This window comes from Mesorhizobium sp. AR10 (assembly GCF_024746795.1).
In the GTDB taxonomy this organism is placed as follows: domain Bacteria; phylum Pseudomonadota; class Alphaproteobacteria; order Rhizobiales; family Rhizobiaceae; genus Mesorhizobium.
Genome location: NZ_CP080524.1, coordinates 579,927 through 593,495 on the forward strand (window position 1 = coordinate 579,927; position 13,569 = coordinate 593,495).

Genomic DNA, 13,569 nt, shown 5'->3' on the forward strand with positions numbered 1-13,569 from the left:
GATGACCCGCGCGTGGTCGGTACCAACCTCAGTCGTGAAGGTCCCTCGCGATCGCCGGGCCTACCGAAAAATCGGTGAAGGTGACCTCGAAGCCTTCGCGTTGCGGCGAGCAGCACATCATGCCGACATCGACTGCTTTCGAGAGCGGAAAATAAGCAAGACGCACCGGCTTCCAGTGGTCGTCGGACGCATCCAGATACTGGACGCGGATGGTCTCGGCATGGCGGGTCAAGCGGATCCGGACGCCGCTCGGGTTGGCCGCAATGCTGACCAGCGACCAGTCGGAGGTATCGTTGGTGACGACCACGGAAAAATACGCCAGCCCATCGGTGTATTCGATGCCGGCCTTGATCCAGTGCGTTTCGCTCAGCCGGACCATCAACCCGGCCTGGTCGTAAAGCACCTCATAATGCCCCTTGACCGTGACTTCGGCGCTGAAATCGCCTTCGACCTGTCGATACAGGAAGTGGCCATTGTCGCGCCAGAAGCCGTAGAATGTCTCGCGCCAGAAATCGGTTTCCTTGCCGGTGCGCACATGAACCGCATTGTCGGCGATCGCGTGATGTGGCGGCGGGTTAAGCCAGGTCAGGTCCGCACTTTGAGATGTCATCGGCTTGCTCGCCCGTCTGGCTTCGTCTGGCGTCGGACATATCGCCGGCTGATTAGCCGGCGAATGTATAGGCGGTCTTTACCGTGGTGTAGAATTCGGCTGCATAACGGCCCTGTTCGCGTGGACCGTAGCTCGATCCCTTGCGTCCGCCGAAGGGAACATGGAAGTCGACGCCAGCCGTCGGCAGATTGACCATCACCATGCCGGCTTCCGAATTGCGCTTGAAGTGGGTCGCATGCTTGAGGCTCGAGGTGCAGATGCCCGACGTCAGCCCGAACGGCGTGTCGTTTGCCACCGCCAGCGCCTCGTCATAGTCCTTGACGCGGATGACGTTGGCGACCGGTCCGAAAATCTCCTCGCGCGAAATGCGCATGGCGTTGGTGGTTTCGGTGAACAGCGTGGGCTGGAGATAGAAGCCTGGCGTTTCGCGATCGAGCCGCCCGCCGCCGAAGGCGAGGTTGGCGCCCTCCTTGCTGCCTATGGCGATGTAGTCCTCGTCCTGCTTCAGCTGGCTGCCGTCGACGACCGGGCCGATCTGGGTTTTCGCATCCAGCGCGTCGCCGACGACCAGGCTGCCCATGCGATCCTTCAGCGCATCGACGAAGCGGTCGTGAATGCCTTCCGTCACAACCAGGCGGGACGACGCCGTGCAGCGCTGGCCGGTCGAGAAGTAGGCGCCGTTGAGCGCACAATCGACGGCCACCACAAGGTCGGCGTCGTCGAGCACGACAAGCGGGTTCTTGCCGCCCATTTCGAGCTGGAACTTGCGCATGTGTTCGACGCTGGCGGCAGCCACGCGCTTGCCGGTGCCGACCGAGCCGGTGAAGGTGATTGCATTGAGGTCGGGGCTGTCGAGCATGGCCTGGCCGACAATCGATCCCTTGCCCATGACGAGGTTGAGCACGCCCTTGGGCAGGCCGGCGCGGTGCAGGATGTCGACGATGGTCCAGGCGCTCTCGGGAACCAGTTCGGCCGGCTTGAAGACAATGGTGTTGCCGTAGGCCAGGGCCGGAGCGATCTTCCACGCCGGAATGGCAATCGGGAAATTCCACGGCGTGATGATGCCGACCACACCGACGGCTTCGCGCGTCATCTCGACACCGACGCCCGGCCGCACGCTCGGGACCGTTTCGCCCGACAGGCGCAGCGTTTCACCGGCGAAGAAATCGAAGAGCTGGGCGGCCCGGATTGTCTCGCCGATGCCTTCGACCAGCGTCTTGCCTTCCTCGCGCGCCAACGACCGGCCGATTTCATCTTTCCGCGCCATGATCTCGTCCGAAGCCTTCTTCAGCACCGCATGGCGCACCAGCGGCGCCGAGCGCGACCAGGCCGGAAAGGCCGCTTTCGCAGCCGCAATGGCTTGCCGGGCCTGTTCCGCGCCGGCTGATGCATATTCGCCAACGACATCGCCTGTATTCGAAGGGTTGATGTTGCGGGAGCCGGCCTCGCCCAGCCACTCGCCGTCGATCAGGTTTTTACGAAACAGGGTCATGTCGCTGTCTTCCTTGAGTGGTTCGCTGATGTTGCTGTCCGATCGCGCCATTTATCAGACAAATGATGACACTGCGAGGGCAGCGATTATGGATAGCCGATGGCGCGTGGCGCTGGAAGCCGACGCGCACCATTTTGCCGGGGCCGGGAACGAAACCCGGCCTTCTTGTCAGGCTGCGAAAGACCAGAACAGGCAGGCCAGCGTCGCCGCGGCAAAGATAACAAAGAACAGGCTTCTCAGCAGGACATTGCGCCGCAGCTCGTTCATGGTGACGTGGCACCCGACAATGGCGGCGACGAACAGGAAGCGCCAGTTCAGCAGTGCCCACAGGACACCGCTCTGACCGAAAGCCCATCTGGCGACGAGACCGCCGACGATGGTGGCGAACAGCACGATCGTCGCCCAGAAGATCGCGTCCGCAGCATTTGTCAGGACGACACCGGCGGCTCGAATGGGCAGGATCATCATCAGCAGCGCGCTGAAGAAGTAGACGGCGGCCAGCGGGAGAAACGACCCGGCATCGGCAATGCCGTCGAGGCGCTTCACGCCGGTCACGCCGTATGGGTAGCCATGCCTGGCGACAGCCAGGCTCAGCGCCATGAGCAAGGCCGTCAGCACGGCGACCAATGCGAATGAAGTGAGGGCCTTGCTCATGCCGTTCCTTGCTGCAGCGAATCAAACAAGGATGTTTGTAGCGCAATTGCGCACAAGCTTCATGGTGGTGTGCAGCCTCGGATCACGGATGCGGCTATCACCACTTTTCCCGCTGGCCAACGTTTGAGAATTTTGGTCGAACGTGCACGGCGGCAGCGTTCCTACGGCCGCATATGCCATCCAGGACGCCAAGGCAGCGGCGCCAACGGGTAGGTGTGCATACGGGACGGCCCAGCGGCTTAGGTTGTAGGGGGACTAGCAGCGGTGGCCGCTGGGCCTGACCAGCGGGCCTTCGGTCAGGGCTCACCAGCTGACCAAAAATGCGCTCATGATGGTGCGGACGCAATTGGCGTCGCCGCATCCATTCGCTATTTCCAGCCTTAGCCAATAGGCTTAGAGGATCCTGCGAGGATCCATAACCTTGCTCGGCGAACGCGACAAAAAGTTGGCCGACGCCCGCCAGCGTGAGAGTGCGGCCGAGAGGCGTCGACCGGCGGTTCGACAGGTCCGCCGCGCTCGGAAGCTAATCAGAGTCGGTAGATCGAGAGCATGGTGTGATCGCGGGAGCGACGGTGCCCGCCTATATTTCGTTGTTTCGGTGATTCCGGCGTCGCCGTCGCACAACCGGGGAGCTGGTGCAGGCGATTTTTTGAGCCGCACTCAGCGCCGCGTCGCGGGGGCGTTCACCTAGAAGCGATCGTTCGCCGCCGCGAGCCGCCTATGTGCGAATAGATGAGACGGGTTGCGCTCCAGCCGCACGACCGCAGGCGGCTTTGTGCGAATCCTCTGGCGCTCGGCGAAGGCCAGGGCGAAAGATCTCAGTGCGAAGGAATAGGTACGCTCTTCGTCATCTTCGACCACGCGCACGAACCATTCACCGTCGGCCTCAAACACTTCAACTCGGGTTCCCGAGAACCCGACATAGCTCGCCAGATAACCACTGACATCGCGTTGGGAACTAGGCACTGCTTTCCTCCCATGTCGCGAACTACGGTACCCTTCCTCCTCAACAAGAAACTATGACATACCTCACATGGCCTTCGGGTAGGGCCTGGGCGCAGCGCCGCCCAGACGGATCCATTTCAGATGGCTCGTCTTTTCGGGATGCGTGCGCCTCTGACGATGTGAGGCTATGGGGCAGCAGAACTTACAATCTGCCTGCAAAATGCTCGAAATCGAGGGCAAATTTTGGCAATATGTTTACCCGGCGCCTACAAATTGACATACACAGGCGCGAAAGGTGGGGAGCACTGAACGTCAAAAGCTGCGCCGCAAGAGCGCTGATGGGTCAGCGAACGGCACGGCGCCTACATTTCGTTGTTTTCGATGATGCCGGCTTCGCATTCGCTGGGCGCTGCCTGTCGCGGCTCCGCACTCAGCTGAACGCCGGGGCGCCCATGATTCAAGAATTCGACCCGCGACTTTCCAGGTCGCGTTGCACGGCTTGTACGTTCCGTGCGCGACCGGCAACCGGCCCGGGACCTGCCGCCTCCATAAACAGGGAGAAGATGGCCGGCGCACAAGGGCGCGGGGTTGGGGAGCCTGGGGTGGGTAGGCGCCGGCCAGGCGGAAATTGGGTCCGCCACAAGGATAAATTAGCAGAGAGGACGGCACCGGGTATGGTGTGATCGCGGAAGGCGGCCCGACAGCCTGTTGGGGTAAGGCTTACTGGCCGCCGGGCCTGACCGGCGAGGGTGCGCCGGATGCGCGGACTGTAATATTAGCATCCGCGCAATAATACCCGAGACGATCGTTTTCCCCAGATGAGATCAGCATCATCCACTTTGGCATTTGTCTTGCACCGCGACCATGCCGGCTAACCCCGGTCCTGATTTGTGTATCAAATCAGGTTGGGCTCGTCGGGCGTTGGTGTTGGGGCCAACGCTCGGCGAGTTCTCGCTCCATAATGGGACAGCCGGAGGATCAGGCGGGCGTCACCAGGGAAGCCGGTCACGCCTTATTTCCCTCAAATTTTGCAGATCGTACGGACGACTGAGCCGACGGCAGGGCAGCTCATATCCTCGGGATCGACAGTCTCGAGCTCGATGTTGCTGGCGGTCGCCTCTCGGGAGATGTAGAAGTAGCGTTTGTGACTTACGATGGTCCAAACATGCGAGCGCTTCCCGTCGCTGCTTTTCTCGCCAAGTGCTTGAAACTGTTTGGTGGAGCCAATCGGGATCGAACCGACGACCTCTTGAATGCCATTCAAGCGCTCTCCCAACTGAGCTATGGCCCCACTTCCGGCAGTCAGCCGGCGCCGTTTCCGGCGAAGAGATCCGGCGCGGGTTGAGACCGCGCCGTTAGTGCAGGCGGCTTCTAACCCCGCCTTCCTTGAATATCAAGCCTTCGAGGGCCGCTTTTTCGTCACAGCCCACGAAAGAGGCAAGGGCTTGCATCCGAAGCCGGATCAGACTTCGTCGTCGTCGTCGCCGACGCCGATCATGTCGGCGACATCGTCGTCTTCTTCCTCTTCGTCGGCAAGGAAAGTGTCGTCCTCGTCGTCGCCGAGATCCACATCATCCTCGTCGTCACCGAGATCGGGAAGATCGTCGGGCTTCGCATCCTCGTCCGCCTCTTCAAGCGGAACGATCTCGACGCCCTCTTCCTCCTCGGCGTCTACTTCCTTCTCGGCAACTTCCTCTTCTTCTTCAAGGGCGGCGATCTTGCCTTCCTCGAAATGCGAACGCGGATAGGTCTTGCCGGTGTAGGGCGAGACGATCGGATCCTTGTTCAGGTCATAGAATTTTCGACCCGTCTCGGGGTCGATGCGTTTGGTGCCAAGTTCGGTTTTTGCCACGGCAAGCCTCGTAGATAAAAGTTTGGTCCCCATAACCACAGTTTGCAGCGCTGTCAAAGACTAAAGCCAGCGTCATAAATCCCCGCTTTGAAGGACCTCCTGCAAGGGGATGACCATTTCCGTCCGCCGTGATACGAGACCGCGCAAACCAAAAGAAAAGGGCCGGTCGCCGGCAATTTCATCCAGGGAAAACCGATGTCGCACACTGCCGCTCCCAAACCGGCCACCGCCCGCAAATGTCAGGCACTCTCGGGTGCTGCGCGGGTACCCGGCGACAAGTCGATCTCGCACCGCTCCTTCATGTTCGGCGGGCTGGCTTCGGGTGAGACCCGCATCACCGGGCTGCTGGAAGGCGAAGATGTGATGCGCACGGGCGCCGCCATGAAGGCTATGGGTGCCCATATCGAGAAGCGCGGCGCAGAATGGGTGATCCGCGGCACCGGCAACGGCGCACTGCTGCAGCCGGAAGCCCCGCTCGATTTCGGCAACGCCGGCACCGGCTCGCGCCTCACCATGGGCCTGGTCGGCACTTACGACATGGAAACGACCTTCATTGGCGACGCGTCGCTGTCGGGCCGGCCGATGGGTCGCGTGCTCGAACCTTTGCGCCAGATGGGCGTTCAAGTGCTGAAAGCCACCCCCGGCGACCGCATGCCGATCACGCTGCGCGGCCCCAAACATGCGGCGCCCATCACCTACCGTGTGCCGATGGCGTCGGCGCAGGTGAAGTCGGCGGTGCTGCTGGCCGGACTGAACACGCCTGGCGTCACCACTGTCATCGAGCCGGTGATGACACGCGACCACACCGAGAAGATGTTGCAAGGCTTTGGCGCCAATCTGTCGGTCGAAACCGACGAGCGCGGCGTACGCCACATTTTCATCGAGGGCCAGGGAAAGCTCACGGGACAGACGATCGCGGTGCCGGGCGACCCTTCCTCGGCCGGCTTCCCGCTGGTGGCCGCACTCATTGTGCCGGGCTCGGACATCACAATCGAAAACGTGCTGATGAACCCGACTCGCACCGGACTTCTGTTGACCTTGCAGGAAATGGGCGGACGGATCGACATTCTCGACCCGCGCAATGAAGGCGGCGAGGATGTCGCCGATCTGCGCGTGCGTTATTCCGAGCTGAAGGGCGTCACCGTGCCGCCCGAGCGGGCGCCGACGATGATCGACGAATATCCGGTGCTTGCGGTTGCGGCCAGCTTCGCCGAGGGCGAGACGCTGATGCAAGGGCTGGAAGAATTGCGCGTGAAAGAATCCGACCGGCTGTCGGCGGTGGCCAACGGGCTGAAGCTCAACGGTGTCGACTGCACCGAAGGCGAGGCGACACTTGCCGTGCGCGGCAAACCGGGCGGCAAGGGGCTGGGCCAGCACCCCAATGGACAGAGCACCACCGTCCAGACCCATCTCGACCACCGTATCGCCATGAGCTTTCTGGTGATGGGGCTGGCCACCGAAAAGCCTGTCACCATCGACGATCAGGCGATGATCGCGACCAGCTTTCCCGAGTTCATGGGGCTGATGAAGGGGCTTGGCGCGGAGATCGATTGAGCGATGCCGCAAAACTGGCCGATCTTGGCGGGCTGTCTAGGAGCTGTTTTGCCCTCGTGTCTGATCGAACGTTTTGTTTTCAAAAAGCGAATTGGCATTTTTGCCATTTTGTTTTGGCTTTTGGTCCTTCAATTCCTGATCATCTACCTGTCAGTCTATGCGGCCATGTTTCTGGAAAATCACAACTGGGTTTTTCTAGGAGGGCTTTTCAAAGGGGTCGGGGCGATATTTTTCATGACGATTGGTGTCATACCGTTCATAGCGCTGCCGCTATCAATTTTGACTGCGGCGGTAATATTGGCTTTCCAATATTTTAGGCCCGCAGAGTGAGTTCACCCTTCACCATCGCCATCGACGGCCCGGCCGGTGCCGGCAAAGGCACCTTGGCCCGGCGGCTCGCCGACCACTACCGGCTGAACCTGCTCGATACCGGCCTCACCTATCGCGCTGTCGCCTATGCGCTGCTCCAGCATGCGTTGCCGCTGGACAATGTCTCGGCAGCAGAAACCGCGGCGCGGCAGGTCGATCTGGCAAAGCTCAACCGGTCGGTGCTATCGGCGCATGCGGTCGGCGAGGCCGCCTCGAAGGTTGCGGTGTATCCGACCGTGCGGCGCATCCTGGTCGAAAAGCAGCGCAACTTCGCCAAGACGCCGCCGGGTGCAGTGCTCGACGGCCGCGACATCGGCACCGTCGTCTGCCCCGACGCCGACATAAAGCTCTATGTAACGGCCAGCGCCGAAGTGCGGGCAAGGCGGCGGCTGGCCGAGATCGAGAGCATCGGCGGCACCGCCAATTTCACCGAAATCCTCGCCGACATCGTGCGCCGTGACGAGCGCGATATGGGCCGCGCCGACTCGCCCTTGAAGCCGGCCCCCGACGCGCACTTGCTTGATACCAGCGAAATGGCTATAGAAGCCGCGTTTCTCGCAGCCATGGCGATCATCGACGACGTGTTGGCCAAGAGAGACGAAGCCTGATCCGAGTTTTCATGCTGTTTCCGATTGCCGGAGGCGAAGAAAATACCCATATCGGGCACGAACCAGCCTGCCAGCATTCTTCATGCGCCGGAATTGCCGCTTAGGCGGCCAAGGGCTTTTGCAAGCCCGGAACGCCGGCAGGCCAACGCAACGCTAACCCACGGCGCCCGCTCCGCGACAGATGCGGAGCATTCCAGGAGAAACTATGTCAGCTGCAAATCCCACTCGCGACGATTTCGCGAGCCTGCTTGAAGAATCATTTTCCGCCGGCCACTCCGGCGAAGGCCAGGTCGTCAAGGGCATCATCACCGCCATTGAAAAAGACATGGCGATCATCGATGTCGGCCTCAAGGTCGAAGGCCGCGTGCCGCTGAAGGAATTCGGCGTCAAGGGCAAGGACTCCACCCTCAAGGTCGGCGATACGGTCGAGGTCTATGTCGAGCGCATCGAGAACGCGCTTGGCGAAGCGATGCTTTCCCGTGAAAAGGCCCGCCGCGAAGAGAGCTGGGTTCGTCTCGAAGAGAAGTTCACCAAGGGCGAGCGCGTCGAAGGCGTCATCTTCAACCAGGTCAAGGGCGGCTTCACCGTCGACCTCGACGGCGCCGTGGCCTTCCTGCCGCGCAGCCAGGTCGACATCCGCCCGATCCGCGACGTCTCCCCGCTGATGCACAACCCGCAGCCCTTCGAGATCCTCAAGATGGATCGCCGCCGCGGCAACATCGTGGTGTCGCGCCGCACCGTGCTCGAGGAAAGCCGCGCCGAACAGCGTTCGGAAATCGTGCAGAACCTCGAAGAGGGCCAGGTGGTCGAAGGCGTCGTCAAGAACATCACCGATTACGGTGCGTTCGTCGACCTCGGCGGCATCGACGGCCTGCTGCACGTCACCGACATGGCATGGCGCCGCGTCAACCATCCGACCGAAATCCTCAACATCGGCCAGACGGTCAAGGTGCAGATCATCCGCATCAACCAGGAAACCCACCGCATCTCGCTCGGCATGAAGCAGCTCGAGAGCGATCCGTGGTCCGAGATCGGCACCAAGTTCCCGATCGGCAAGAAGATCAAGGGCACCGTCACCAACATTACCGACTACGGCGCGTTCGTCGAGCTGGAGCCGGGCATCGAAGGCCTCATCCACGTTTCGGAAATGTCGTGGACCAAGAAGAACGTGCATCCCGGCAAGATCCTGTCGACGACCCAGGAAGTCGACGTGGTGGTGCTCGAGGTCGATCCGGCCAAGCGCCGTATCTCGCTCGGCCTTAAGCAGACGCTCGAGAATCCGTGGCAGGCTTTCGCCAGCAGCCATCCGGTCGGCAGCCAGGTCGAGGGCGAGGTCAAGAACAAGACCGAGTTCGGCCTGTTCATCGGCCTCGAAGGCGATGTCGACGGCATGGTCCACCTCTCCGACCTCGACTGGACTCGTCCGGGCGAGCAGGTGATCGAAGAGTACAATCGCGGCGACATGGTCAAGGCGCAGGTGCTCGACGTCGACATCGAGAAGGAGCGCATCTCGCTCGGCATCAAGCAGCTGGCCAAGGACACGGTCGGCGAAGCGGCGACTTCAGGCGAACTGCGCAAGAACGCAGTCGTCACCTGCGAAGTCACCGGCATCAAGGATGGCGGGCTGGAAGTGCGGCTGGTCGACAGCGGCATCGAGACCTTCATCAAGCGCAACGACCTCAGCCGTGACCGTGACGAGCAGCGCCCCGAGCGCTTCTCTGTCGGCCAGAAGCTCGACGCCCGCGTCATCGCCTTCGACAAGAAGACCCGCAAGCTGCAGGTCTCGATCAAGGCGCTGGAAATCGCCGAAGAGAAGGAAGCGGTCGCACAGTATGGCTCGACCGACTCCGGCGCTTCGCTGGGCGACATCCTGGGTGCCGCGCTGAAGAAGCAGGGCAGCTAAGCCTGTCAACGCCGCGCCCTGCGCGCGGCTCGCAACAAAAAACCCCGCCGGAGCGATCCGGCGGGGTTTTTCTTTGACTGACAGTTGGTTGATCAGGCCCTGCCGTAAAGCGGCACCAGCGTGCCGCTCATCGCCAGATTGGCCGGCGAGGCGAGATAGGCGATGGCCTCGGCCACCGCTTCGAGGCTGACCCATTTGCTGAAATCGGCATCCGGCATGTCGGCGCGATTGGCCGGCGTGTCGAGCGTCGACGGCGCCACCGCATTGACCAGGATGCCCTTGCCTTTCAGCTCTTCAGCCATCGCCAACGTCATCGCAGCGACCGCCGCCTTGCTGGCTGCGTAGGCGACCATGCCGGCACCGCGCCGCGGGTCGAGCCCGGCGCGTGCCGTGACATTGACGATGCGGCCTACCGTGGCGGACGCCAGCATCGAGCGCACAGCCGAGCGACAGCACAGGAAGGCGGTGCGGGCGTTGGTGTCCATCATCTCGGCAAAGGCAGCGGACTCGATCTTTTCCACCGGCGCTGCCGCAAAGCCGCCGGCCAGATGGATGGATCCCCACAGATCCGGAACCTGGCCGTAGAACGCCTCGACCTTGGCGGGGTCCGAGAGATCGACATTGTGGACGAGCTGGACGCGATCATGCGTGGCGAAAGGGAAATGCGGGGGTGCGGCGGCATGGGCGTTGGGCACATGGCAGACCGCGCCCTCACCCAGCAGCTTGCCGACAACCGCGCCGCCGAGCGCCCCGGTGCCGCCGGTCACCACAATATGCCTGCCGTCCAGTGTATCCGTCATATTCGACCGCTCCAGTGTTCTTATGCTTATGCCGCGCCGGTGGCGAAAGTCGCGCCTTTCGCCCGATCACTCAACTGAAATCTCGCGACATGGCAGGGTCGCGTCTTTGCATCGCTACAGGCCATCGGCCAGCCGGCATCCTTGCAGCCAGCGCATGACGCACGCTGCGCGGCCAAAATTCAGTCGACGGTTATTTCGATGATGTATGGCAGTCCGGTCGCGCGTGCGCGCTTGAGCGCTTCGGGCAGACCGCCCGTGCCGGCAAGCCGCTCGGCTGCGATGCCATAGGCGTCGGCCAGCTTGCAGAAGTCCGGTGGCGCCGGCGAGACACCGACCGGCTCGACGCCGACATCGAGCATCGAGGTTTCGATCTCGCGATAGCCGCGGTTGTTCCAGACGACGAAGATCACCGGTGCTGCCGCATCGAGGGCTACACCGAGCTCCGGCAAGGTGAACTGGAAGCCACCGTCGCCGGTGAGACAGACGACCGGCACACCGGGCATGGCCAGGGCAGCACCGATCGCCGCCGGCGGCCCATAGCCGAGCGCCCCGAAGCCGGTAGCGGCGTTGAACCAGCCACCCGGCCGGTCATGGTCGTAGTAGAGGTTGGCGGCGTAGATCGGCTGTGTCGAATCGCCGACGATGATCGAGCCGGGCACTGTATCGCGGATCGCCTCGACGGCGTGCATCTGCGCCTGCATGGCCGAACCAATCTCGGCAAAGGCAGCTTCGCGCGCAGCAGCGGCGCGAGCCGGGCCGTCGCCCGATACCGCCGGAGCCTTGCCGATTTCGGCAAGCAACGCTTCGAGCGCCTCGCTGCAATCGGCCTGGATCGAAACCGTCGCCGCCCGGCGGGCAAGCTGGTCGGCACCGATATCGATGCGGATCAGATTGGCTGGCAGGACAAAGCCGCCGTCGCTGTATCCGTCATAGTCGGTCGGGCCGAATTCGGTGCCGGCGGCGATGACCAGATCGGCGTCGGCCATCAGCGCGCGCACCGCCTTGAGGCTGGGGCTGGCCGGCACGCACAAAGGATGGCGATGCAGCAGGCCGCGCGCATTTGCCGTCTGAACGACCGGTGCGCCTAGCATTTCGGCCAGGCGCTTCAGCGGTGCGTCGGCTCGCTTGGCGCCGCCGCCGGCCAGGATCAGCGGGCGGCGGGCGGACATGGCAAGCTTTGCCGCCTTGGCAATGGCTGCACTGTCCGGCACCGGTGGTGCAGCGTTCGTCAGCAAGGCGGCGAGGCCGTCAGCCGGCTTGACCATGACGTCGGTCGGGATCTCGATATGGACCGGACCGGGGCGCGCGGATGAAAACAGCGCGAAGGCGCGGGCGAGCACGCCGGGCAGTTCGCCGGCCTGGGTGATCCGATGCGAGAACAGCGCCACCTTCTCCATCATGCCGCGCTGGTCGGGCAACTCATGCAGATGGCCCAAACCCTTGCCCAGCGTCGGCGTGGCATTGACGCCCGAGATCACCAGCATCGGCACAGAATCGGCGCGCGCCTGACCCATCGCTGTGATGGTGTTGGTCAGCCCCGGCCCGGTGATGACGAAGGCGACGCCCGGCCTGCCGCTGGCGCGCGCATAGCCATCGGCCATGAAACCGGCGCCCTGCTCGTGGCGCGGCGTGACGTGACGTATCTTCGAACGCGCCAGCCCGCGATAGAGTTCGACCGTGTGCACGCCGGGAATGCCGAAGACGGTGTCGACGCCGTGGGCTTCGAGCAGGCTGATGAGTGCTTCGCCGATGGTATTCATTGTCTCAGCACCGGGCGTGTGAGGCAGGTGGGGCCGCCTTCACAAGCGATGCACAACGCATCCGCCTCGAAGGTGACGACCGTGCAGCCGGCGGCCTCCATGGCCGCAGCCGTCTTTGCAAAACCGGCAACGGCGATCACCTGGCGCGGCGCGGTCGGCAACACATTGAGGCTGAGCCCGTTGGAGGCAAAGAACTCTTCTGCGTCGCCCTCGACCAGCTTTATGCCGCGTGCCCTAAGCAACTGGTAGAAGGCGGCCGGCAGAAGCGGCGCATAGACCAGCGCCAGATCGTCGGCCAACGGGCTGATCACCGACATCAGGTGCAGGCAGGCTTCTTCGCCGTGCCATAGCGGCAGATCGTACCCAAGGACCTTGATGCCCTTCGGGCCAAGCAGGTTGGAGAGCTGCTGGATACCGTCCTCGTTGGTGCGTACGCCGCGGCCGACGGCCAGCGTGTTTGCATCCACCCAGACGCAGTCGCCGCCCTCGACCTGGCCGGGATGCTCGATGCGGCCAAGGATGGGCACGCCCATGCGCTTGTATGCCGCCTCATGCAGGCCGGGCTCGGTCCGGCGCAGCGCCTTGCCCATGGCAAGAATGATGGCGCCATGGTCGGTCATCAGCGATGGATCGTGAGTAAAGACGGAATCGGCAAGCCCGTCATCGGCGTCGCTCAGCCATTCGATCTCGGCGCCCGACCCGGCAACCAGCGTCGTCAGCACCTCATGCTGGGCGGCTGCCTTGTGCGGATCGAAGCCCGGGCCATAGTGCCATTCCGACGGCTTGGCGCGATGCATGGCGCTTGCCGCCGAACGCATCAACACACGCTGCAGCGATCCAGCCATGGACTGCGACCCGTAAGCTTTGCCCACTAAACTCTCCTGAAAAGCCCCTTCCTGCCAATAGCCACTCGGCGGGCCGTGATCAATGGTCCAAAAACCATGGTTGACGGAGGCAAGCGGAACGGTCCATCTTGAGATCGGGAACTCTGTCCAGTGACGGGTAATGGGTAAAAGAATCCA

At 62.7% G+C, this 13,569-nt stretch carries 12 protein-coding genes and 1 tRNA gene; 4 read left to right on the forward strand and 9 right to left on the reverse strand.

Annotation, left to right across the window (positions count from 1 at the left end; all coding sequences use genetic code 11):
- Nucleotides 1–28: 28 nt before the first annotated feature.
- From LHFGNBLO_RS06155 to LHFGNBLO_RS06180, 6 genes are all read right to left on the reverse strand, one after another.
- Entirely contained in the window at nt 29–610 is a 582-nt protein-coding gene (locus tag LHFGNBLO_RS06155; protein ID WP_258605181.1) for a DUF1349 domain-containing protein, read from the reverse strand.
- A gap of 52 nt (nt 611–662) precedes the next feature.
- Nucleotides 663–2,102, reverse strand: a complete 1,440-nt coding sequence (locus tag LHFGNBLO_RS06160; RefSeq protein ID WP_258605183.1) for an aldehyde dehydrogenase family protein — start codon at nt 2,100–2,102, stop codon at nt 663–665.
- 168 nt (nt 2,103–2,270) lie between these two features.
- Nucleotides 2,271–2,756, reverse strand: coding sequence for a hypothetical protein (locus tag LHFGNBLO_RS06165; protein ID WP_258605185.1), 486 nt, complete (start codon nt 2,754–2,756; stop codon nt 2,271–2,273).
- A gap of 687 nt (nt 2,757–3,443) precedes the next feature.
- Complete coding sequence (locus tag LHFGNBLO_RS06170) at nt 3,444–3,722, reverse strand: hypothetical protein (protein ID WP_258605187.1); 279 nt, start codon at nt 3,720–3,722, stop codon at nt 3,444–3,446.
- Between the two features lie 1,194 nt (nt 3,723–4,916).
- A tRNA-Ala gene (locus tag LHFGNBLO_RS06175) sits at nt 4,917–4,992 on the reverse strand.
- 171 nt (nt 4,993–5,163) lie between these two features.
- A complete protein-coding gene (locus LHFGNBLO_RS06180) occupies nt 5,164–5,553 on the reverse strand; it encodes a TIGR02300 family protein (RefSeq protein WP_258605189.1) in 390 nt (129 codons plus the stop codon).
- A 195-nt stretch (nt 5,554–5,748) separates the two neighbouring features.
- Between LHFGNBLO_RS06180 and aroA the strand changes: the two genes are divergently transcribed.
- From aroA to rpsA, 4 genes are all read left to right on the forward strand, one after another.
- The gene (gene aroA / locus LHFGNBLO_RS06185; protein ID WP_258605191.1) at nt 5,749–7,107 is read left to right on the forward strand and encodes a 3-phosphoshikimate 1-carboxyvinyltransferase; all 1,359 of its coding nucleotides are present in this window, start codon (nt 5,749–5,751) and stop codon (nt 7,105–7,107) included.
- 3 nt (nt 7,108–7,110) lie between these two features.
- A complete protein-coding gene (locus LHFGNBLO_RS06190) occupies nt 7,111–7,437 on the forward strand; it encodes a hypothetical protein (RefSeq protein WP_258605193.1) in 327 nt (108 codons plus the stop codon).
- Nucleotides 7,434–8,084: a (d)CMP kinase gene (gene cmk, locus LHFGNBLO_RS06195; protein ID WP_258605194.1), complete on the forward strand. Its 651-nt coding sequence runs from the start codon at nt 7,434–7,436 to the stop codon at nt 8,082–8,084. Before LHFGNBLO_RS06190 ends, cmk begins: the two co-directional genes overlap by 4 nt.
- A 205-nt stretch (nt 8,085–8,289) precedes the next feature.
- Entirely contained in the window at nt 8,290–9,987 is a 1,698-nt protein-coding gene (gene rpsA, locus LHFGNBLO_RS06200) for a 30S ribosomal protein S1 (RefSeq protein WP_258605196.1), read from the forward strand.
- A 92-nt stretch (nt 9,988–10,079) separates the two neighbouring features.
- Here rpsA and LHFGNBLO_RS06205 read toward each other — a convergent pair whose 3' ends face one another.
- The 3 genes from LHFGNBLO_RS06205 to LHFGNBLO_RS06215 form a co-directional block, all read right to left on the reverse strand.
- On the reverse strand, nt 10,080–10,787 hold the full coding sequence (locus tag LHFGNBLO_RS06205) for an SDR family NAD(P)-dependent oxidoreductase (RefSeq protein WP_258605198.1): 708 nt from the start codon (nt 10,785–10,787) through the stop codon (nt 10,080–10,082).
- A gap of 179 nt (nt 10,788–10,966) precedes the next feature.
- Nucleotides 10,967–12,547: a 5-guanidino-2-oxopentanoate decarboxylase gene (locus LHFGNBLO_RS06210; protein WP_258605200.1), complete on the reverse strand. Its 1,581-nt coding sequence runs from the start codon at nt 12,545–12,547 to the stop codon at nt 10,967–10,969.
- Nucleotides 12,544–13,392, reverse strand: coding sequence for a dimethylarginine dimethylaminohydrolase family protein (locus LHFGNBLO_RS06215; protein ID WP_258609615.1), 849 nt, complete (start codon nt 13,390–13,392; stop codon nt 12,544–12,546). Before LHFGNBLO_RS06215 ends, LHFGNBLO_RS06210 begins: the two co-directional genes overlap by 4 nt.
- Between the last annotated feature and the right edge of the window lie 177 nt (nt 13,393–13,569).

Coding starts and splice junctions, on each gene's coding strand:
- LHFGNBLO_RS06210 (WP_258605200.1), bottom strand. CDS start 12,547: ATGAATACCATCGGCGAAGCACTCATCAGCCTGCTCGAAGCCCACGGC.
- rpsA (WP_258605196.1), top strand. CDS start 8,290: ATGTCAGCTGCAAATCCCACTCGCGACGATTTCGCGAGCCTGCTTGAA.
- LHFGNBLO_RS06155 (WP_258605181.1), bottom strand. CDS start 610: ATGACATCTCAAAGTGCGGACCTGACCTGGCTTAACCCGCCGCCACAT.
- aroA (WP_258605191.1), top strand. CDS start 5,749: ATGTCGCACACTGCCGCTCCCAAACCGGCCACCGCCCGCAAATGTCAG.
- LHFGNBLO_RS06165 (WP_258605185.1), bottom strand. CDS start 2,756: ATGAGCAAGGCCCTCACTTCATTCGCATTGGTCGCCGTGCTGACGGCC.
- LHFGNBLO_RS06190 (WP_258605193.1), top strand. CDS start 7,111: ATGCCGCAAAACTGGCCGATCTTGGCGGGCTGTCTAGGAGCTGTTTTG.
- LHFGNBLO_RS06215 (WP_258609615.1), bottom strand. CDS start 13,392: ATGGCTGGATCGCTGCAGCGTGTGTTGATGCGTTCGGCGGCAAGCGCC.
- LHFGNBLO_RS06160 (WP_258605183.1), bottom strand. CDS start 2,102: ATGACCCTGTTTCGTAAAAACCTGATCGACGGCGAGTGGCTGGGCGAG.
- LHFGNBLO_RS06205 (WP_258605198.1), bottom strand. CDS start 10,787: ATGACGGATACACTGGACGGCAGGCATATTGTGGTGACCGGCGGCACC.